The sequence below is a fragment of the Pontibacter sp. SGAir0037 genome (genome assembly GCF_005491705.1).
Taxonomy (GTDB): domain Bacteria; phylum Bacteroidota; class Bacteroidia; order Cytophagales; family Hymenobacteraceae; genus Pontibacter.
In genome coordinates, this window is sequence record NZ_CP028092.1 from 2,704,402 (window position 1) to 2,725,461 (window position 21,060).

The following is a 21,060-nucleotide window of genomic DNA, read 5'->3' on the forward strand; positions in this document are numbered from 1 at the left end:
TGTGTATTAATTAGTTGATTGCTTCAGATAACATTTTCTGCCATACGTTCCAGGGAGCTTTGCCTTTCTGCCATAACTCCTCCAGTAAGTGCTTATCGCGCAGGGTATCCATTGGCTGCCAGAAGCCTGTATGGCGGTAAGCCGACAACTCACCTTCTTTAGCCAGCTGCTCCATCGGGCCACGCTCCCAGATTGTCTGGTCTCCTTCTATATAATCCAGCACGCTTGGCTCCAGCACAAAGAAACCTCCGTTTATCCAAGGCATGTCACCACCTTCCGGCTTCTCCTGAAACTGGTTGATTTGTGTTGTATCTCCGCTTAAGTTAAAAGCACCGAAACGGCCAGGTTGCTGAACAGCGGTTAAAGTAGCCTGTGTTCCCTGCTCTTTATGGAAACGGATAGACTCTGTTATATTCACGTCGCTTACACCATCACCGTAGGTCATGCAGAACGTTTCGTCGCCTATATAGTCTTTTACGCGCTTTAAACGGCCACCTGTTAAAGTGCCTTCGCCGGTATCAACCAGTGTTACTTTCCAGGATTCTGTATTATTCTGATGTACCTCCATGCTGTTTTTGCGCATATCGAAGGTTACATCTGAGTTATAAAGGCAGTAATTTGCGAAGTATTCTTTAATCATATGGCCTTTGTAGCCACAGCAGATCACAAATTCGTTGATGTTGTGGGAAGAGTATATCTTCATGATGTGCCACAGAATAGGCTTACCACCAATTTCTACCATTGGCTTTGGCCTCACGCCGCTTTCTTCACTTATTCTTGTTCCGTAGCCACCTGCAAGTATAACAGCTTTCATTTATTATAAGGGTTAGAGTTTAAAAATTGGATCATATTTGAATAGAAATCACGGGCTTAGTTGATTTATTCAATTGTTGATTGATACGGTAAACTCTATATTTAGATGTTGTTAAGAGAAAATTTTTGTCATATTTTTTTAATTAAATTTTAATGCGGCGCCCAAATGTGCTCTTTTGGCACCATAACGAATGCTGCCGGGCACAATCAGCTTAAAATAAAAAAGCTGTGAAACGCAACAGGTGCATTTCACAGCTTAAATTTATTCCTGAAAAGGGTTGCCAGTGCAGCAGTAATGGTACTAATTAGCGGCCACTTTACTGCCTTGCAGCTTACGTTGTAACAGTAACTTAAGTGTTAAAAACATAAAAGTTGTATTTGTAAACAGGTAACGCTTCCAGAGACGTTTCGGCTCCAGGTACAGCCGGTAAGTCCATTCCAGCGATAGATCTCTTGCCCATTTGGGCAGGCGTTTCTCCAGTCCGGCATAAGTCATAAAAGCCTGTCCCACGCCCAACATACAAGCATTTACTTTATCTTTATGATCGGCCATCCAGTTCTCCTGCTTAGGACAGCCCAGTGCTACAAACACCATATCCGGATTTGCCTCATTAATCATATTGGTGATGGCTGTATCTTCGATATCTGTCAGCTTTCTGAATGGAGGCGAATAGTAACCCGCCACTTTCAGCTCCGGCAACTCGCTTTTTGCTCTTGCCACCACTTTCTCAAGCACCTCATCTGTTGAGCCGTAAAAATAAACAGACTTTCCTTTAGCTGCGGCTTCCTGTAATAAACGTGGCACTAAATCCATTCCGGCTACTCTGTCCTGCTGCTTTCCATAAAGCATGTACATTAGTTTGGAAAGCGGTCCTCCGTCCGGCGTAGCCACATCCGCATTATTCAACACCTGGTTAAAGGCTTTATTTTTATACGCCTCTACCAGCATGTGCACATTAGCGAAGCATACGTAAGAAGACTTTTTATTATCGGTTAACCAAAAAATATGGTTTACAAAATCATTGAATGAGCCTGCTGATATATTAGAAGAGAACAGCTGGCGCTTCTCTTTTAAAGGCGGCTGCACTGGAGCAGCCAGGGTATCAGGGGTAAAATCAGTATGCATTTTTTTCTCCTTTAATCATATTCCAAACAGTCAGGAAAATTATCTTCATATCCATCATAAAGCTCCAGTTCTCCATGTACTGCACATCATACTCCACACGCTTCTCCATCAGGTGTAGCTCTTTTGTTTCACCTCTGTAACCACTTACCTGCGCATAACCAGTTATACCAGGGGTAACAAAATGACGCATCTTATATTTTGTGATCACTTTAGAATAATGATCCAGCTGAGACACCAAGTTCGGACGTGGTCCTACAACCGACATATCTCCTAACAATACATTGAAGAATTGCGGAATCTCATCCAGGTTGGTTTTTCGAAGGAAACGGCCAACTCGGGTCACACGTGGGTCATGTTTGGTAGCTTGTACCTCTGTCTGGTTGTTTACATGCATCGTTCTGAATTTATAGCAAACAAACAGCCTGTTTTTCTTACCCGGGCGCAACTGCTTAAAGAAAATTGGCCCTTTAGAATCTAACCTGATTGCCAGTGCAATTAAAGGCAGTATGATCGGGAACAGGAACATGATAACAGTCAGTGAGAAAGCAATATCAAATGCTCGTTTAATAATTCTGTTCGAGATCAGCTCAAGCGGCTCTTTACGTATACTGATCATCGGAACATTGTTATAGAGATACATATTAACATCTCGCTTCACAATCGCACTGAAATCAGGCACTATTCTGAAGTACATGAAGTTATTGTCGGCAAAATCACTCAAATCGTCTATCTGCTCTTTGCTGGTTAGAGGCATTGCATAATAAATCTCATCAATACCATTTTCCAGGCAATACTCTTTTAGATCAGCTACTCCGCCTCTCACTTGGCTGGCGTAGGGGCTGTTTCTGTCCGGGGCATCATCAAAGAAGCCCATAAATCTTGCACCAGGATTCTCATCGTTACTGAAGGTCTGGTGAAGCGACATGGCAGCAGGCCCGGTACCAACTATCACAAATTTAGTAGAAGCATTTTCCGAATTAGAGAAGTACTTGTTAATGAGCTGCAGAATAAGACGGCTAAAGCCGATAAGCAGAGCTGTTGATAAATACGTATACAGCAGCAGCAAACGGGACAGGGCCTCCAGGTTAAAGATCACAATGCAACTTGCCAAAATAAAGGCATGCATGATAAAGGCATTAACAACATTTGCGAATCGCTTATCACATGCTATAACGCTGTCGATTCTGATAATAAAGTTTTTAAAACCTGACACGATCCACCATACCAATGTAAAGAGGACAAAGAATACATTGTATTGATGTTGCAGATCTAAACTTCCGTATCGTATATAGTTAGAAACATTGAATGCAAAAGCAATAAGGGTAATATCCAGTATCAACAGCATTACTCTGTTAACACTATTATGTTGCAGGGACCTATTCATAGTATTTATGTACTTATTTAATCATCATTATTTTTTTTGCTGCTCCTTTAGCACGGCTTGTGTATTTTAACTAAAGACTTACTCACTGCTTTCTGTTTTTAGTGAGGCCGCATAACAGAGCTTTAACAGAATTTGGCTATATTTTCCTATAAAAATCAGACTATTAATATATTATCTTCATTCTGCTGTCTTCCTTCACTGAAACTTCAGGCTTAATTACGGCTTACCATGTGTAAGGTTTGTTAATTTATTTATATTAATGTAAAATATTTAAAAACCCTATATTCCGGCTCTTCTGTATCCGTATATTTACTTATTGAACTCACAAAAAGATTTAAAAAAGAATATATATGAATTTTATAATAAACATCTAAATTTAAAGATATATATAAAATAATTTTGTTTCTGCTTTTTTTAGGCTTTATTTTTCTAATTCTACAATAAATCTAATTCGCTCCACAAAGCCTCTGCTCCTTGTATGCATCAATGTCTTTTCCATGTTGCAGGAGCCTTTTCCGCTATTCTTCCGAACTATTATAATATAACTTTATATACAAGCAACTTTAAGCAAACAATTTAACACCCTCTATAAAATCTATCATATTAAAATAAATATAATACAATTAATTAACTCAAACAGACTGATAAACTGTTCTCATCCCAATGCATTGTATATCTAAAAACATTTCCAAAACACTTAATAATCAGCATACATATTATTTACTCTCTTTTTTAAGAAATCAATGAACTAATTACTGCTGCAATTCATTTCTACTTAAAATATAAAAACACAAAATAAATCGATAGTATAAAGCCTGTTTGTAAGGCGATAAATTTTACATAAACCACATAATTAAATATAAATTAATCAAGAGGCCTCCATATGAAAACATAATTACACACCTGCTAACCACATCCAGGAACTAACCTGACTGCTATATACCGCCACGCTGACTACCGACATATTACAACACGACCACAGCAACTATCATAACAAACTTTTACAAAAGACATGCAACCGTTTACAAGAGCTACAGTAGTTGTTCTGCTTCTGTTCCTGTGCTGTTATAAGACCAATAGTGTATTGGCACAACAGTGTACAGCTGATGCAAGCTTTACTGATCCGATCTATTCCAACTTTAATTTCTGTACCAATACAAGCTCCGCATCATCTTTTAAATTTACAATTGAAAATACCTCAAAGACAAAAGCCACTAACACAGGCTATAGCATAAACTGGGGCGATAAAACACCGGAAGAAGCAATAGGAAGCAACTTTACAACAGCCTCTCATATCTATAAAGAAGCAGGTACTTACGACATTACAGTTACTGTTACGGGTGCAAACGGGTGCAAAAGCAGCAAAACGGAACGCCTGTTTATAGGCAGCAATCCAGGGTTGGGCATAACCAGCCTGGGCAATAACACTGATTGTTCTCCTGTTACCTACCAGTTTAAAATCTCAGGTGTAAAGGGTAATTCGCCTCAGACAGAATATACCTTTCAATTTGATGACGGCACCCCTCCTATCAAATTCACACACGCAAACTTTCCCAAAGATTCCGTTATCAGCCATACGTTCAGCGAATCTTCCAAATCTAAACCAAACGGATTTACGCTTTCAGGAACAGCTTCGAACCGTTGCAACACCTCATTCGCTACATTCACAGGTATAAGAGTTTCCACCGGACCGGTTGCAGACATCAAAGCGAGCACCTCCGGATGTATTGGCCAGGTGGTTAAACTCCAGGATGCTTCTAAAAGCGGATACGATGCCACTTCAAAATCTGACAAACATAATCGCAGCTGGACCATCAGCCCTGCCACCGGCTGGGAGATAGTGTCAGGTGGTCTGGAGTCAGCAGCCGTGGATGTTAAGTTTAACACGGCAGGCGTATACAAAATAACCATTGAGGCCAGCCCAATCGACCCTACCTCCAAATGCCAAAGCAGCTCAAAGGAGCAAACCATTACCATTGGAGAGTTACCAGAAGTTAGTATAACATCGCCTAAAGCCCGGATATGCTATGGCGAAAGCACAACACTGGAGGCTACAGGCACCGACACCTTTACCTGGAAGCCTGCAGACGGCCTGCAGACAACAACGGGAAGCACAGTTGTTGTAAACCCTACCAGAACAACTACCTATACGGTAACAGGCAGCAGCGGCTCCGGATGCGCCGCCACTACTACATTTACGGTTGAAGTTGACCCTTTACCAGCTGCCCCTAAAATCGACAACCAGACTATTTGCTATAATAGCAGCCGCACGATTTCTGTAAAAGCTCCGCAGGGAGTACATTCCTGGTATACTCAGAAAACCGGCGGCCTCGCTTTCCATACCGGCAATGAGTACCAGACACCTGACCTGAAGCAGAACACCACCTATTATGTGGAAACCAGCATCGATGGCGGCTGCCCCAGCCCCAGAACCGCTGTTACCGTAACAGTGCTACCAGAGACTACGGCACCATCCGTAGAGCCAGTTACCTTATGCGGTGTCGGCAATTCTGCTACGCTGGTAGCAACAGGAAATGCAGATGCCTTTAACTGGTATAGCTCAGAAGACAGATCTACCTTACTTTTTACCGGCTCTGACTATAAAACCCGCCCTTTAGAGGTTACCACCTCCTTTTTTGTTCAGGCTTCCAAAGATGGCTGCCTCAGCTCTTTAACAGAAGTAAAAGTAACTGTACTCGAAACGTATGTAAACAACATCAGCAACAATACTGTTACTCCTCCTACGGCTGCAATCTGTGCCGGGCAATCTCCGGCAGAACTGGCCGGCTCAATACCTACCGGCGGAGAATATCCTTTCTCCTTCCGCTGGGAAAGCAGTGAAACCGGAGAGGCAAGCGACTATAAAATAATACCGGATGCAACAGCAGCTTCTTATAAACCAGGTGCCCTAACTAAAACTACCTGGTTCAGAAGAGTAGCCATATCAGGACCTTGTGCCGAAAATATCAGTAACGCTGTAAAAGTAGAGGTAGTACCTGCCATCGGCCTGAACAATATAAAAAGCGACCAAACTATATGCGAAGGCGACACCCCCGAAACGTTAACCGGAGAGCAGGTAACAGGTGGCAGTGGAGCCGGATCTTATTCCTTTCTCTGGGAGAGTAGCACCACAGGACCTGATAAAGGCTTTACAGCTGCTGCAGGTGAAAACACATTACCTGAGTATACGGCTCCTGCTCCCCTTATAAAGACTACCTGGTATAGAAGAGTGGTTTATTCCGGACCATGCCAGCAAAATATAAGTGCTCCTGTTGTTATCACAGTACAGCCAGCCATTGTCAAAAACACCATCACTTCTGGCAACCAGGCCATTTGCACAGGCGACGTACCGGTAAAGATGACAGCTGGCCTGCCTTCCGGCGGAAATGGCAACTATAGCTATAGCTGGGAAAGCAGTACTACCGGCCGGCCAGCTGATTTTACAGAAGCAGCAGGACCTCATCATCTACAGGATTATACTCCTTCCCAAGCTTTAGAACAGAACACCTGGTTCAGGCGCAAAGTAAGCTCCGGCAACTGTGAGTCTTACTCAGAGCCGATCCTGGTAACAGTACATCCTGCCATTGCACAAAACATTATTTCGAAAGATGAAACTATATGCACAGGCGCAGCGCCCGCTGAACTTACAGGAGAAGCTCCTGCGGGCGGGAATGGCATGTTTACCTACCAGTGGGAAATTTCGTCTACCGGAAAGGATGGTTCTTTCCGGGCGATAAATAATGCCACAAACGCCTCCTTTGCACCGGGAACACTGGTGGCAGATACCTGGTACAGAAGAGTTGTTACTTCAGGGGCCTGTTCAAATGTATCCAATGTCGTTCAAATAACGGTTTCTCCTGCAATTGTAAACAATACCGTAGGCTTACCACAAAGCGTATATGCAGGACAAGCTCCATCTACCCTCACAGGCTCTGTACCTGGTAAAGGTGCCGGAGCCGGTACGTATACCTACGTTTGGGAAAGCAGCACAACAGGCAGAGACAGCGGGTTCACGACGGCAACAGGAATCAGTGATGAGCAGCATTACACACCTGGGGCTTTAACGCAAACAACCTGGTTCAGAAGGCGCGTATTGTCCGGTGGTTGCGAAAGTGTATCAGAGGCGATCATGATCAGCGTAATTGCGGCTATCTCCAATAACACAATTGAAGCCAGTCAGGTAATCTGCTACAATAATCGCCCGGCCCCACTTAAAGGCACAATCCCGACCGGTGGCGACGAAGACTATATTTACCTTTGGCAGTATAGCACCAAAGGGCCTGACCGAGGATTTACAACAGCACCAGGCACCAGCCACCTGCAACACTACAGCCCTCAGGCTTTAACACAGGATACCTGGTTCAGGCGTGTGGCCGTTTCTGGCCCAAATCCAGATACCAGTGCTGTTGTTCTGATTAGTGTTAAGCCGGCATTAAGCAATAACAGAATCAGCACAAACCAGACTGTATGCTATGGAACTGCACCCGGCAAGCTAACCGGTACTGCGCCTGCAGGAGGAAGCGGCACCTATTATTACCTGTGGGAATACAGCACCGAAGGAGCAGACAAAGGTTTTATCACAGCACCCGGCGCTAACAATCAGGCCGATTATCAACCTGGGGTACTGCGTGAAAAGACCTGGTTCAGAAGAGTCGTAACTTCAGAATCCTGCGATAACCTGGCCAGCACACCTGTTGTGATCAACATCACGCCTGTACCAGATGCGCCGCTTGTGCAGGGTGTAACCAATATCTGCCCGGGCACCAGCACAACACTTTTTATCACAACCATCGATACAAAAGTAAACGGCAACCGGAAGTTTGAGTGGTATGCATCGGCTACAGACAGTTCACCGCTTTTTGTTGGTTCTGCAGGCGCGCCATTCTATACGCCAAACCTAACCGAAACCACTACCTACTATGTGCAGGAGGTAGCACTGTCGTGTGCCAGTGAACGCACTCCGGTTACAGTGCATGTAACAGGCATAACTGCATCGGCCGGACCGGACATGACTACTATAAAAGGAAGAGCGGTAACTTTAAACGGAAGCGGCGGAGAAACCTACAGCTGGTCACCTGCCATTGGCCTCAGCAACCCGCATGTGGCTAACCCGGTTGCCACACCGGAGCAAACAACAACCTACACCCTGACGGTTACTTCTGCTACAGGCTGTGTTTACACCGACGAAGTAACCATTACAGTTAAGGAAAACATATTTATACCGAACACTTTTACGCCTAACCGCGACGGCATTAACGATACGTGGGAAATAAAGAGCCTGGCACAGTACCCGAACTGCAAAGTAGAGGTGTTTAACCAGTGGGGCAGCCTGATTTTCCATTCTGAAGGATATGGTGCTCCATGGGATGGCCGACACAACGGCAAAGAGCTGCCGCTAGCCACTTACTACTATATTATCCATTACGATGTAAATGAAAAGCCCTTATCCGGCAGTGTAACTATTGTTAAATAAGCTCCTTCTATGAACAAACTTTTAGCCATTACTTTTTTCAGCATACTGCTTATAAGCCAGGCGGTAGCACAGCAAAAGCCACACTATACCCAGTATACCCTGAACAATTACATTCTTAATCCTGCCATCTCCGGTATAGAAGATTATGCCGACCTGAAGCTAGGCAGCAGGCACCAGTGGTCCGGGCTGGAGGGCGCTCCTGTCTCCTACTATGCTACTTTTCATGCTCCTATCATGAAAGACATGCTCCCTGTTTCGCAGCGCTCTGGCGGTAGCTTTAAAAAGAACTCGCATCGCCCGGTCCGGCCTCACCACGGTATAGGCGCCATGGTCATGACCACTAAAACCGGCCCGTTGGAGCGTACAAGCCTGAATGTAAGTTATGCATACCACGTGCCACTTACCCGTTCCATACGCTTATCGGCAGGTGTATCTCCCGGTTTGATACAGTATACTCTGAACCAGGACTATGTGACACTGGCCTCCAAAGATGTAGCTGATCAGGCGGTGCAGGATGGACGGGTAAATGAAACCAAACTGGACCTGAACCTGGGTATGTGGCTATATTCCCAGGACTTCTACATCGGGCTGGCCGGAGCACAGTTAGCTCCCGGCAAGCGAAAAGATATAGCAAACTATGATTTTACAGACAATACAGGAGAACTGCAGAAGCAATATTTCATCACAGGTGGAGTACGACTGGAAGCCACTCCGGATATTTCACTGGTTCCTTCTGTCATGGTTAAAATGGCCCAGCCAAGCCCACTTTCTGTTGATGCAAACCTGAAAGCAATTTATGCTGACAGGTTCTGGATAGGCGCTTCTTACCGTCATAAAGATGCCCTGGCAGCCATGGCAGGCATTAATGTAAGCCCTTTACTAGATGTAAGTTACTCCTACGATGCCAGCGCTTCTCCCTTAGGTGCCTCCCATTCGGGAAGCCATGAGGTAGTACTGGGTTTTAAACTTCGGAATACCCGTAAGGTACTTTGCCCACAGTTTGCCTGGTAAAGCACGCCACAGCTTGAAAAGCAAAGGAGGGCTGCCGTTTGGCAGCCCTCCTTTGCTTTTCAAGCTGTGCTTCCGGCCAGAGCTGCTTACAGCTGCTCCGCTTTAAATCCTGCTTTCACCACCGAACTTTTAATGGTTTCGGCATCAAGCGAATCGCTTGTTACCTCCAGCACTTTATCCGGGTTTTCGGTATCAACTTTCCACTCCTGCACCCCTTCCAGTTTATTCAGGTGAGGTGTTACAGCTCTTACACAGCTTCCACAATTTATAGTTGTTTTAAATTTATAGGTTGTCATAGTCAAAAATTTAATTAAATATTACTTAAAGATTCTTTTTACGTAAGCGCAGGCTATTGCCTACTACAGATACCGAACTTAAAGCCATGGCCGCACCGGCCACCATCGGATTCAGCAAGAAACCGGTGAACGGGTACAGCAGGCCTGCCGCTACTGGTATACAGATCACATTATAAATAAAGGCCCAGAAAAGGTTCTGCCTGATTGTCTGCACTGTTGCCCTGGATAGGCGAATGGCAGCAGCTAATTGCCGTAGATCTGAGCGTATCAGGGTAATGCCGGCCACTTCCATAGCTACATCTGTTCCCTGCCCCATCGCAATACTTATATCAGCTGTTGCCAGGGCCTGTGCATCGTTAATGCCGTCTCCCACCATGGCAACAGTTTTACCCTCTGCCTGTAGCTCCTGCACAAAGGCAGCTTTATCCTGTGGCAGTAACTCCGCCTGGTAATGCGCTATTCCTACCTGCTTTGCTACAGTGGCCGCTGTCTGAGCATTATCACCTGTAAGCATATATACTTCTATACCGGCATCACGCAGTGCTTTAACACCCTCGGCAGCAGTAGGCTTTACAGGATCGTTAACAGCAAACGTTGCCAGTGCGTGGGTAGCATTCCCGAAAAACACCACAGTTTTAGCTTCCTGCTGAAGCTTATGCGCGTGCTGCATCAGCTCTTCAGAGATGGCAACGCCTTTTTGCCTTAGCAGCTTTTCATTGCCGGCATAATAGGTTTCTCCACTATAACCGGCCTCAACTCCCAGGCCGGTAAGGCTGCTGAAATAGTCTGGCTGTAAAGCCTGATTTCCGGCTTCCTTGTAGAAGCTATAGATAGCTTGTGCAACAGGGTGTTCCGATTGGGCTTCCATAGAAAAGAAAAGCTGCTCCAGCTGCTCTTTGTTTTGTAGTTCTTCCACCCAAACGGCATCCGTTACGGCAGGTTTGCCTATTGTTATAGTACCAGTTTTATCAAGCACAACAGCATCAGCACGATGTGCCCGCTCCAGGCTTTCAGCATCTTTTATCAGGACGCCCTGTTCAGCCCCTCTGCCAACGCCTACCATAATGGCAGTTGGCGTAGCCAGCCCCAGTGCACATGGGCAGGCAATAACCAGTACAGAAATCATTGAAAGCAGAGCTTCTGTCAGGTAAGCTTCCCCTCCGAAAACCAACCAGGCAACCAGCGTAAGTATGGCTATAGCCAAGACCACAGGCACAAAAATACCGGCCACTTTATCAACCAGTTTTTGCACCGGCGCTTTGCTGCCCTGCGCCTCCTGCACCAGCTTAATGATATGTGCCAGCATCGTTTCTCCGCCGGTTTTAGCGGCTAAAAGTTGTAAGCTGCCTTTCTGGTTAATGGTACCGGCAAACACTTTATCGCCTGTTTCCTTCTTCACCGGCAAAGGTTCGCCACTTAACATACTTTCGTCTATATACGAGGATCCCTGCAGCACCTCTCCGTCTACCGGCACCCTGTCGCCGGGAAGTAACACAACCCGTTCGCCCGCCTGCACTTCTTCCACCTTAACTTCTGCCTCCATACCGTCTCTGATCACACGCACTGTTTTAGGCTGCAGTCCAATCAGCTTTTTAATAGCCTCAGAACTGCTGTCTTTAGCGCGCTCTTCCAGGTACTTGCCTAACAGAATAAAAGCAACAATAACAGCCACAGCCTCATAATACACATGGGGCATATAGCCTCTGCTCTCAAAAAACTGTGGATAAACCGTATTGAATAAACTAAACAAAAAGGCAATACCTGTGCTCAAAGCCACCAGGGTATCCATGTTAGCCCGTAGGAACCGGGCCTGCTTAAACGCATTTACAAAAAAGCTTTGTCCGGCCCAAAGCAGCACCGGCGCTGTAAACAGGAGCATAACCCAGTTTCCCCAGCTAAAAGCATTATGAAAAAACATCCCCAGCACAAAAACAGGCGCGGCCAGTACGGCTGCCACCGTAGTCTTCAGCCTGAGGCGGGAAAGCGTTGCTTCTTGCCGCTGTTCCAGCTCTTCTTCAGTCTGGTTTTCGATTAAAAGATCAAAACCTATTTCCTGTACCGTTTCCTTCAGTTGGCCGGGAGAAACGACAGCAGGCTCATAAGCTATTTGCACCGTTTTAACGGCAAAGTTTACGTTTGCCTCCCGCACCCCTTCCCTTGCCCTGAGCATGCTTTCAATGCTGGCGGCACAGGAGGCACAGCTCATTCCTTCGACAGGATATGTTGCCTTTTTAGGTTGCGCTACTACTATATTCATTTTTAAACATTCTTCTCTTGTTGATGTTACAAAGATAAAATACAGCAAAGGCCTGTATTTTACAGATTTTAAAGTAAGGTTTACAAATTTTCAGGAACACGATATAACTAAACAATACCTATTTTCAAAATTACATCTATCAACCAGCCAGTTACAAAACAAGTTTAGCATTATACAACTTTTTAACACCTCGCCCGTAGCCCGAATAATGCCAGGAATTCCTGGCATGCTTTGAAACAATAGATACAGGTGGAACTATTAACCCCTTAAAAAGGGTATGTATAATAGTTCTACATACAAATCCTTATCACTAAACTTAATAGTTGATTTAATCAAAACACTTAGTTCTTTTAGCCAAAGAATTAGGATCAGTCCTAAAAAATGAATGTATCTGCAAATAAGTTTTCTCTGCTCCGGCAGAACGGGAAAACAACAAGGTATGTAGCAGTTGCGTTTGGTATACTCGCTATTACCTTACTTTCTCTAAGCGTACTATCTTTTTTGGGGGCAAAGAACGTTCAGGAAAACTACAACAGCCTTGTTTCGGAAGCGCTGGTAAAACTGGATATCATAAACACCCTTAACCATAACGAAGACGCTACCTATAATGCGGCTTTGGCACACCTGAGCTCAAACGACCCGCTTCTGAAGCATGCCTATGAGCAGCAAATTGCCCTGAACATCCAAAAAAGCGACTCCAGCATACTACTGCTGTCCGGCTTACTACAGGAAAATGAAAACGCAGCGCTTCTGGAGCAGTTTATCCAGGAACGGAACCGTTTTAACCAGCAGTTAAACACACTCCTTACATATAGCAGGCAGGGCAGAGACCAAAAGGCGCACCTCTTTAACAACGAGATCATGACGCCTGCTTTTCAGGCGCACCAGAAGTTCCTTTCCGGCTTAAGCGACAATGTACGTGAAACCATGCGCCGGAACGGGAATGAAACAATCGGTGCAATCAGCCATGCTGTAAATGTTTATGGAATGGCCTTGCTTCTGGCCCTGGGTGCTACTCTGGTGGCAGCAACATTGGTGCAAAGAGTGTTCAGAAGGTTGAAAAGAGACAATGAGTTGCTTAGCCTGGAAATCCAGGAAAGGCAGTTGCTGGAGGATGCACTGAGCGAAAGCCAGCGGCAGTACAAAATGCTCTTCGACAACAACCCAATCCCGATGTGGCTCTTCGACCAGCATACTTATAATTTTTTGGAAATCAACGAGGCTGCGCTGAAAGAATACGGTTTTACCCGCGAAGAATTCCTGTCATCCACCATTTTAGATATTCGCCCTAAAAAGGACATCCCGCACTTACTGCTTAAGCTTACCCAGGCTGATAAATGGGCTACTGCTTCTGGTAACTGGCAGCACATGCGCAAAGACGGCTCCGTATTTCCTGTTGAGACACGCTCTCACGCTATGCCGGTACACGGCGAGATACACCCAAGGCTGGTAACTGCCGTAAATATCGAAGACAGGCTTCGTGCTATCGACATGCTCGAAAGAAGCGAGAAGCAGTTGCGTGAAGTCAGCTCCAGTATACCGGGAGCTGTGTTTCAGATGCAGCAAACCAATGCCACCAGCTATGCCTTTACATTTATCAGTGATGGTATTGAAGCGCTTTCCGGCCTAACCCCGGAAGATATCCTGGCTAATCCACAGACTTTGTTTAAAACAATTCACCGCCACGATCTGGTAAAGTTGGGCCAGGCACTGGAAGTGTCTTATCAGAGCCTTACTCCATTGCTAATTGAATACCGGCAGTGGCAACCACTGGAAAACAAGTGGCGCTGGATACGTGGCCACGGCCTGCCTACGCTCCGCGAAAACAAAACGATTATCTGGAACGGAACCCTTATTGATATCACACACCAGAAAGAGGCCCAGGATAAGCTGGCAAACAGCGAAGCAAACCTTCGCGCTTTGCTTGACAGTTCACCTCAGGCTATCTACTTGCTGGATAAAGATTTAAATGTAGTACTCTACAATGCGGTGGCAGCACAGGAAGTGCGCCAGCACCTTCTTAAAAAGCTGGAAGTGGGAGAAAGCATCTTAAACTTTATCAGTTCGGAGCTGAAAGACGAGATCATTCAGAACCATGAAAAGGCCATGCAAGGCGATACAATCCTGTATGAGTCCGGACGGGGCGACTACTGGCATGAGATAGCTTTCCGGCCTGTTTTATCTTCCAGCAAAGATGTGTTGGCGGTGTCTTTAAGCATCCTGGATATTTCGGAGCAGAAGCAGGTGCTCGAAACTATAAAACGGAACGAGTCTCAACTGGCCAGGGCGCAACAACTGGCACAGCTCGGCAATTGGGAATACGACATCAAACGCGATATCATGTCATGGCCTGATGATGCGTACAAAATCTTCGGCGTTTCGAAGGAAACCTTCAGGCCTACATTTCATAATTTCATGCTGCTTATACATCCTGCTGACCGTGAACAGGTACAGGCGGAGTTCAATAAGGCGATAGCTGAAAAATCGCTGATACAGGTAGAACATCGTATTGTAATGCCAAACAAATCGGAGCGGGTATTATTCGAGATTGGCGAAGTTTACTGCGACGACGAAGGAAACGCAGTGAAAATTTCCGGCTCTGTACAGGACATTACTGCGCGTAAGCAAGCCGAAAAAGATGTTAGAGAAGCTAAAAACCTGCTTCAGTCTACGTTGGAGAACATTCCGGAGATTATCTTCTCTGCTGACAGTAACTTTGAATTGACCTATATAAGCCCGCAGTGCTATGAGCTGACAGGGTATTATGAAGAAGAACTGTTGCAGGATACCGACTTGTGGTGGGGAATGATGTTTGAGGAAGACAGATCGTTACTGCTCGAGCAAATTTTGCCGACCCTGTATGCCGGCCAAAGGCAGCAGTGCGAATTGCGCATAACAAGGCGTGACGGTGAAGTAAAATGGCTTATGTTCAGGCTTTCTCCCTTGCGGAACGAAGATGGCCTGGTTATACGTATCGACGGCTCTGCTTCTGACATGACGCAATATAAAGAGGCTGAAACAAAGCGAAAAGAACTGACAGACGAACTGCTGAAACAGAACCAGAATCTGCAGCAATTTGCTTATATTGTATCGCATAACCTTCGGGCGCCGATTGCTAATATACTGGGTCTTACTTCTATCTATAACAAGCAAGCTCCGGACGACCTGATTAACCATACTGTTATTGATAACCTGTATAAATCAGCGAATTTACTGGATGCGACTATACGTGACCTGAACGATATCCTGACAGTACGGAGCGAGCTTACCAAGGTAAGGGAAGAAATACATTTTCAGGATATGTACGAAGACATTCTATCCAGCATAGAAGACCATGTTACCGGGGCAGATTTTGAAATCGATTTCAACTTTAATGAAGCGCCAACTGTCACAACAGTAAGGAGTTACATACACAGCATCATGCAAAACCTTATTACCAATGCATTTAAATATCGATGCCCGACAAGAAAGTTGCAGTTAAAACTTAAAACTTTCCTACTTCCTAATTATATTTGTCTCAGCGTTAGCGATAACGGCTTGGGCATCGACCTGGAGAAGGAAAAGGAAAAGGTATTTGGTCTGTATAAACGCTTTCACCCTAAAACAGAAGGCAAAGGAATTGGCCTGCACCTTGTAAAGACTCAGGCTGAGCTTTTAGGTGGGAAAGTGGAAGTGGAAAGTCAACCAAATATCGGAACTACCTTCAGTATTTATTTTAAGAACTAAGTGTAGTAGATGAGTATTCTAAAAAAAGTGATTTTGATAGATGATGATCAGGTGAACAATTTTGTTTGCGAGAGCATCATCCGGAATGAAAAATTTGCTGAAGAGGTAATTAGTTTCCAGATGGCTGAGGATGCATTGTCTTTCTTAAAAGATGCAACCAAAGATGGAGCTGTTTCCTTTCCTGATTTAATTTTTCTGGACATCAACATGCCGGGTATGGATGGCTGGTCGTTTATTGACGAATACCGGAAACTACCTGTAGAAGCAACGAAGAATTGCTGCCTGTTTATGCTCTCATCTGCCGTAGACAGAAAGGATATTGTGAGTGCAAAAAATCATGAGGAAGTAAGAGACTTCTTCTCAAAGCCCCTGTCACCTGAAATCCTTAATTTTATCAAAGAAGAATTTATACAGGTGTAAGCTTTCATGCCTGGCATCATAAAAAAACCTCGCTACCATACTCATAGCGAGGTTTTTTATTTATGCTCCGCCTTTTCCGGCTACTTATCCAGTACCTGGTCTAAAGGTTTGCGCGGATGTGAAGCCGATTTTTTATATTCGGAAGGAGTAAGCCCCGTTACCTGCTTAAACTGATTAGATAGATGAGCCACGCTGCTATAGCCTAACTGATAGGCTATCTGACTTAAGGTTAACTCGTTGTAGGTTACCAACTCCTTAATCCGCTCTACTTTTTGCAGCATCACAAACCTGGCTATTGTAGTTCCCTCTTCAGTTGAAAAAGCGCTGCTCAGATAGGTATACTCTTTACCGGTAACCTCCGACAGGTAATCCGATATATTGGTCTGCAGATGCTCTACCTGCCCCGTTCTGATTAGCGCGATGACAGCACGCTTCACCTGTTCGATCACCTCTGCTTTTTTATCTTCCAGTACTTCAAAGCCGTTAGCAGCTAAGGCTTCTTTTATTTCTTTACGCGCTTTATCAGATGGCTCCTGGCTCAGTAAAGCTTCCCCGAGCTTTACCTCTGCCACAGGTTGGTTTAAGCGCTGCAACTCCTCCCCCACTACTTTTATGCAGCGCGGGCAAACCATGTTTTTGATATGTAGCGCGTATAAAGCCATATAACAGAACAGGCAACCTGCTCAACTATTTTGTGTTTATAGCAGCCTGAACTTCTCCGCACTTCAGCATCGCGTCTCCGTAGTAAGGGTTACGGATCTCTTCGTTACTGCTAAGCCAGCTGCCGCCATTGTTATTGTTTGCCATCGGGCAATGTTGCAGATACATGGTTTTATCTGCTCCGAATGTCTCTACCGCTTTAATCATGTTGTTCGATAAACTGGTAAAGGCTTCCCGCTGGCTGGCAAGGTCGGTGGTACTTGCAATAGTATTGGCGTCGTTTTGTAAAGTGCCGGCCATTTTAGTCCACTCTGCTGCCACTTCGGTTTCCAGGGCAGAGGCATCTACTTTTTGCAGGTCTACTACCAGCTCGCTTGCTCTTAGCTGCGCTTCGGCAGCCTTGCTTTCCACTAAGCCATCTTTAAGGGCCAGGTAGCTGTCGGCTGCTTTCACAAATCCCTCAGGAGTGCTGTATTTCGCATTTACTGTTTCTACTGCTGCTTCCTCTTCTGTCTGCTTCAGCTGGTCGGTATTCTCCGTGTTATCTGTGTTTCCCGAACAGGCTACCATTCCTGATGTGCCTGCTCCGGCTACCATTGCCCATAGTGCAATTCTTAAAACATTCTTTTTCATATTCCTGATGCTATAGAATTTAAAACACTACAAACTTAATTAAAATTCACTTAGATATAGCGATAGCCGGATACTCTCCCGCCCTGATGCTGCTAAATAAAAGGCAATGGCAGTAGCTATTGCCACTGCCATTGCCTTTTATCCGCTTGTTTGTTTTATATTTTATCTGCGACTGTGGTCTGCATTATCTCTCTTGGCTTCATCTTCGCCAAAACCTTGCTGGCTGCTGCGCACGCCGTTTACATCATCGTCCATAGCTGTATCGCTGCCTTCGAACTCGAAACCCGGTCCCTGGGCACTTGCTTCTATGTTTTCCTGGGTATTGGCACCATAACCAGTAGCTTCATTCCCACCAATGTGCATATTCTCCAGCTTATCTTTCTGGCCTCTCCGTTCTGTTTCGCCATTTGGGCCAATATTTCGTTTGGCCGATGGATCCGGATTGTTATTCATGCCTACGCGTTTATGATAGTCGTCATTCACGCTTTTTACATTATCTGCATTGTCGTTTACTTTATCGTTATTAGCCATGATTTATTTCTGATTAGTTCCTATAGCTATACGCTTGGCAACACCACTTGTTCGGAAGCCGGCACATTAGACAGAGAAGGTTTTGTAGCGTGGCTTGTATCTTATAACTTTAGAAAGGATAATCCGGTACACCTATAAAGTGGTTTATTTACCGACAGAACTCGTTGACTCTGCCATAAAACAGCAGGCAACTGCTATCTTTGCCACAGAATTAATCAGGAAAAGGCACCACTTTTGCTCTTTCTCTGTTCTCAACTATAATCAGATACCAGCTAAAGCGCGGCTCATGAAACTTTCAAAAATATACAATCCGCAGGAGATGAACTCCTATCAATTTGTTGCCGCAACCGGCTTTATTATGTCGTTGGTAGCACATATCATCATCCTGTTTATTGGCAAGACAATCGATAATTTTGAGGCGCTTTACATTTGCTGGACTGCCTTCTTTATTTTGGGCACTATAGCCAATCTCAGGGACGACAATCAAAATGGAGGGCATCACCACCATCATTAATCATTTTAAGTATAGGCTTGAGAGCCAGGTTCAGATGAAAAGAAAAAACCCACCATAAAATATAGTGGGCTTTCCTAACTAATCTAACTTATTCTTAATTACTGTATTACTAACTTTTTTGTTAGGTATTTTTCGTTTTGAATCACCTGCAGAAAATACATACCGCTCCCTAATTTTGCGATATTCACCGCCTGCCTATACTCCCCACCAACTCCTTTCAAAGCCTCTGAGTACACTTCTTTTCCGGTTATATCGAGTATCCTGATTTTTACAGTTGCTTCATTTTTCAGTTTAAAAGCTATTTCGAAGCGGCCATCGCTGGGGTTGGGATAAAAGCTGAAGTCTTCTACTCCTAGTGCTGTGGCAGGAGTCTCTACGGGAGCGCCCGCTGATGTAAGTGTGCTCTTTTCCTCTTTAGACAGATCGGCCACCATGGTTTTAACGATGGTAACAGAAGTGATGTAGCCATCGCCTGTTTTTATGTGTTTAAGCGATTTTACTGCTTTTTGAGCCAGCGAATCATAATGCCTGCCTTTTATGATAAACAGCGTATCGGCTATACTATTAAAAGTAGGCAGCAGAAAAATCTGCCCGGAATCCTGGGGTACTTTCCGTAAAATTTGAGGATTGGTTCTTTTAAATATAATCGTATCGCCTTTAAGGCTAAGCCTGAGCCTGTTGTTCAGCCTAGCTGCTGCACTGTCTGCTATTATTATTTTTTGTATTCTTTTCCAGGTTAAGGAATCTATGCCTTTTACAGGAAACCTGTTCAGAAGTAGGTTTCCATTTTTAAACCGGGTGTGCAGGCTATCTGTCACCAGCATTTTCAGTCTCCTGCTTAAAGCCGTATCTCCTACAGGATTTTTGTAAATAAACAACTGGCGCCTGCCTCCTGCGAAGGCCAGGGAATCCAGGTTTTGCAGGCGCCGCATTTCCCTCATCTGCAGCCTGAGCGCTGCTGCATCAGCATGCAAGCCTTTCAGCTTGCCAAAAGAAGCTTCAAAATCCGATGCAGCCATAAGGGTATCAACAATTAACGTTTTTCCATCAATAGTCTGCATCATCCTGATACGCACTTTCTTTTCGTCTGTACCCGCCTTGTCCGTTCCTTTGTTTTGAGCAGTGGCATTGAAATTCAGCAGCAATGAGAGTAGAAGCAGTAAAAACCATTCTACAAGAATACGAGGGTTCAGCATCTTTTCCATTTTAACTTTTTAAAGCTTTTTTATTTCGTTATACCTGCCCATTTATCTGTACTCTTCTGTATTCCTGCACCCGCGCCTGGCTACAGGAATACAGAAAGAGCCATTTTCATAGTTTTATTCGGGGAGCATTCGGTATAACTGAACACAACAAAGCTACTTTACCAAATCCTGTGGTATAGTTAAGGAGGAGTTAAAAAATGTTAAAGAAGCGTTAAAATTTGCGACAGCAGCGTAGGCCCCAGGCCTGCAAAGCCTAGAGTACAGCAATACCGGAAAGAATGGCTTAGGCTACTCTGCCTGATCCGGCTCAGAAGAATCCAGGGATTCCTGCACAATCAGGCCGTCTTTCATTACAAGCGTACGGTCGGCCATAGAAGCCAGCTGCTCGTTATGGGTTACGATTACAAAGGTCTGGTTAAATTCTTCGCGCAGACGGAAAAAGATCTCATGCAGCTCCTGTGCATTTTTAGAATCGAGGTTGCCGCTGGGCTCATCGGCAAAAATAATACGGGGAGAATTGATAAGTGCCCGCGCCACAGCTGTTCTCTGCTGCTCGCCGCCCGACATCTGGGAAGGTTTATGATCCAAGCGGTGCGACAGGTTGAGCATGTGCAGTAGTTCCTTTGCCCGCTCCCGTACTTCATTTTCCGGCCTGCCCGCCAGAAAACCCGGCAAACAGGCATTCTCCAACGCTGTAAACTCCGGCAGTAAATTATGAAACTGAAAAATAAAGCCGATATGCCTGTTTCTGAAACGCGCCAGTTCTGTGGCATTCAGTTTTTCGATGTTCTTGTTATCGAAGAGCACCTGCCCCGAATCAGCTGTATCCAAAGTACCCAGTATATGCAGTAAAGTACTTTTACCTGCACCGGAAGCCCCTACAATAGACACCACCTCACCGGAAGAGATAAGCAGATCGATACCTTTTAGAACAGCTAAAGAGCCGTATTTTTTTTGAATATTTATTACCTGAAGCACTGGTTATCTACGTGTTTTATCTGAAGGTTCAGC

The 21,060-nt window shown here is 44.9% G+C and carries 15 protein-coding genes; 5 read left to right on the forward strand and 10 right to left on the reverse strand.

Annotation, left to right across the window (positions count from 1 at the left end; genetic code table 11):
• Window positions 1-10: 10 nt before the first annotated feature.
• The 3 genes from rfbF to C1N53_RS10925 form a co-directional block, all read right to left on the reverse strand.
• Window positions 11-814, reverse strand: coding sequence for a glucose-1-phosphate cytidylyltransferase (gene rfbF, locus C1N53_RS10915; protein WP_137759342.1), 804 nt, complete (start codon window positions 812-814; stop codon window positions 11-13).
• Window positions 815-1,114: 300 nt separating this feature from the next.
• Window positions 1,115-1,939, reverse strand: coding sequence for a WecB/TagA/CpsF family glycosyltransferase (locus tag C1N53_RS10920; protein WP_137759343.1), 825 nt, complete (start codon window positions 1,937-1,939; stop codon window positions 1,115-1,117).
• Entirely contained in the window at window positions 1,929-3,323 is a 1,395-nt protein-coding gene (locus tag C1N53_RS10925) for an undecaprenyl-phosphate glucose phosphotransferase (RefSeq protein WP_240773192.1), read from the reverse strand. The genes C1N53_RS10920 and C1N53_RS10925 overlap by 11 nt, the downstream gene beginning before the upstream one ends.
• 1,012 nt (window positions 3,324-4,335) lie before the next feature.
• Here C1N53_RS10925 and C1N53_RS10930 point away from each other — a divergent pair.
• Together C1N53_RS10930 and C1N53_RS10935 are read left to right on the forward strand one after the other, a co-directional pair.
• Window positions 4,336-8,796: a gliding motility-associated C-terminal domain-containing protein gene (locus C1N53_RS10930; RefSeq protein WP_137759344.1), complete on the forward strand. Its 4,461-nt coding sequence runs from the start codon at window positions 4,336-4,338 to the stop codon at window positions 8,794-8,796.
• A 9-nt stretch (window positions 8,797-8,805) separates the two neighbouring features.
• Window positions 8,806-9,807 carry a type IX secretion system membrane protein PorP/SprF gene (locus C1N53_RS10935; protein ID WP_137759345.1) on the forward strand — a complete coding sequence of 334 codons (1,002 nt, stop codon included), beginning with the start codon at window positions 8,806-8,808 and terminating at the stop codon, window positions 9,805-9,807.
• An 86-nt stretch (window positions 9,808-9,893) separates the two neighbouring features.
• Here C1N53_RS10935 and C1N53_RS10940 read toward each other — a convergent pair whose 3' ends face one another.
• Both C1N53_RS10940 and C1N53_RS10945 read right to left on the reverse strand, forming a co-directional pair.
• Window positions 9,894-10,103, reverse strand: coding sequence for a heavy-metal-associated domain-containing protein (locus C1N53_RS10940; protein ID WP_137759346.1), 210 nt, complete (start codon window positions 10,101-10,103; stop codon window positions 9,894-9,896).
• A 25-nt stretch (window positions 10,104-10,128) separates the two neighbouring features.
• Complete coding sequence (locus C1N53_RS10945; protein WP_137759347.1) at window positions 10,129-12,360, reverse strand: cation-translocating P-type ATPase; 2,232 nt, start codon at window positions 12,358-12,360, stop codon at window positions 10,129-10,131.
• 381 nt (window positions 12,361-12,741) lie between these two features.
• Between C1N53_RS10945 and C1N53_RS10950 the strand changes: the two genes are divergently transcribed.
• Together C1N53_RS10950 and C1N53_RS10955 are read left to right on the forward strand one after the other, a co-directional pair.
• Complete coding sequence (locus tag C1N53_RS10950; protein WP_137759348.1) at window positions 12,742-16,086, forward strand: PAS domain S-box protein; 3,345 nt, start codon at window positions 12,742-12,744, stop codon at window positions 16,084-16,086.
• A gap of 9 nt (window positions 16,087-16,095) precedes the next feature.
• A complete protein-coding gene (locus tag C1N53_RS10955; RefSeq protein WP_137759349.1) occupies window positions 16,096-16,506 on the forward strand; it encodes a two-component system response regulator in 411 nt (136 codons plus the stop codon).
• 80 nt (window positions 16,507-16,586) lie between these two features.
• Here C1N53_RS10955 and C1N53_RS10960 read toward each other — a convergent pair whose 3' ends face one another.
• The 3 genes from C1N53_RS10960 to C1N53_RS10970 form a co-directional block, all read right to left on the reverse strand.
• The gene (locus C1N53_RS10960) at window positions 16,587-17,168 is read right to left on the reverse strand and encodes an AraC family transcriptional regulator (protein WP_137759350.1); all 582 of its coding nucleotides are present in this window, start codon (window positions 17,166-17,168) and stop codon (window positions 16,587-16,589) included.
• Window positions 17,169-17,193: 25 nt separating this feature from the next.
• Window positions 17,194-17,799: a DUF3347 domain-containing protein gene (locus C1N53_RS10965; protein ID WP_137759351.1), complete on the reverse strand. Its 606-nt coding sequence runs from the start codon at window positions 17,797-17,799 to the stop codon at window positions 17,194-17,196.
• A gap of 162 nt (window positions 17,800-17,961) precedes the next feature.
• The gene (locus C1N53_RS10970) at window positions 17,962-18,330 is read right to left on the reverse strand and encodes a hypothetical protein (protein WP_137759352.1); all 369 of its coding nucleotides are present in this window, start codon (window positions 18,328-18,330) and stop codon (window positions 17,962-17,964) included.
• A 286-nt stretch (window positions 18,331-18,616) separates the two neighbouring features.
• Between C1N53_RS10970 and C1N53_RS10975 the strand changes: the two genes are divergently transcribed.
• Window positions 18,617-18,844 carry a hypothetical protein gene (locus C1N53_RS10975; RefSeq protein ID WP_137759353.1) on the forward strand — a complete coding sequence of 76 codons (228 nt, stop codon included), beginning with the start codon at window positions 18,617-18,619 and terminating at the stop codon, window positions 18,842-18,844.
• Between the two features lie 98 nt (window positions 18,845-18,942).
• On the opposite strand, the gene C1N53_RS10980 is transcribed toward C1N53_RS10975, so the two are convergent.
• Window positions 18,943-20,049 carry a T9SS type A sorting domain-containing protein gene (locus tag C1N53_RS10980; RefSeq protein ID WP_137759354.1) on the reverse strand — a complete coding sequence of 369 codons (1,107 nt, stop codon included), beginning with the start codon at window positions 20,047-20,049 and terminating at the stop codon, window positions 18,943-18,945.
• Between the two features lie 288 nt (window positions 20,050-20,337).
• Window positions 20,338-21,027, reverse strand: coding sequence for an ABC transporter ATP-binding protein (locus tag C1N53_RS10985; protein ID WP_137759355.1), 690 nt, complete (start codon window positions 21,025-21,027; stop codon window positions 20,338-20,340).
• Window positions 21,028-21,060 lie beyond the last annotated feature (33 nt).

Coding starts and splice junctions, on each gene's coding strand:
- C1N53_RS10930 (WP_137759344.1), top strand. CDS start 4,336: ATGCAACCGTTTACAAGAGCTACAGTAGTTGTTCTGCTTCTGTTCCTG.
- rfbF (WP_137759342.1), bottom strand. CDS start 814: ATGAAAGCTGTTATACTTGCAGGTGGCTACGGAACAAGAATAAGTGAA.
- C1N53_RS10920 (WP_137759343.1), bottom strand. CDS start 1,939: ATGCATACTGATTTTACCCCTGATACCCTGGCTGCTCCAGTGCAGCCG.
- C1N53_RS10955 (WP_137759349.1), top strand. CDS start 16,096: ATGAGTATTCTAAAAAAAGTGATTTTGATAGATGATGATCAGGTGAAC.
- C1N53_RS10950 (WP_137759348.1), top strand. CDS start 12,742: ATGAATGTATCTGCAAATAAGTTTTCTCTGCTCCGGCAGAACGGGAAA.
- C1N53_RS10940 (WP_137759346.1), bottom strand. CDS start 10,103: ATGACAACCTATAAATTTAAAACAACTATAAATTGTGGAAGCTGTGTA.
- C1N53_RS10965 (WP_137759351.1), bottom strand. CDS start 17,799: ATGAAAAAGAATGTTTTAAGAATTGCACTATGGGCAATGGTAGCCGGA.
- C1N53_RS10945 (WP_137759347.1), bottom strand. CDS start 12,360: ATGAATATAGTAGTAGCGCAACCTAAAAAGGCAACATATCCTGTCGAA.
- C1N53_RS10970 (WP_137759352.1), bottom strand. CDS start 18,330: ATGGCTAATAACGATAAAGTAAACGACAATGCAGATAATGTAAAAAGC.
- C1N53_RS10960 (WP_137759350.1), bottom strand. CDS start 17,168: ATGGCTTTATACGCGCTACATATCAAAAACATGGTTTGCCCGCGCTGC.
- C1N53_RS10980 (WP_137759354.1), bottom strand. CDS start 20,049: ATGGAAAAGATGCTGAACCCTCGTATTCTTGTAGAATGGTTTTTACTG.
- C1N53_RS10925 (WP_240773192.1), bottom strand. CDS start 3,323: ATGAATAGGTCCCTGCAACATAATAGTGTTAACAGAGTAATGCTGTTG.
- C1N53_RS10975 (WP_137759353.1), top strand. CDS start 18,617: ATGAAACTTTCAAAAATATACAATCCGCAGGAGATGAACTCCTATCAA.
- C1N53_RS10935 (WP_137759345.1), top strand. CDS start 8,806: ATGAACAAACTTTTAGCCATTACTTTTTTCAGCATACTGCTTATAAGC.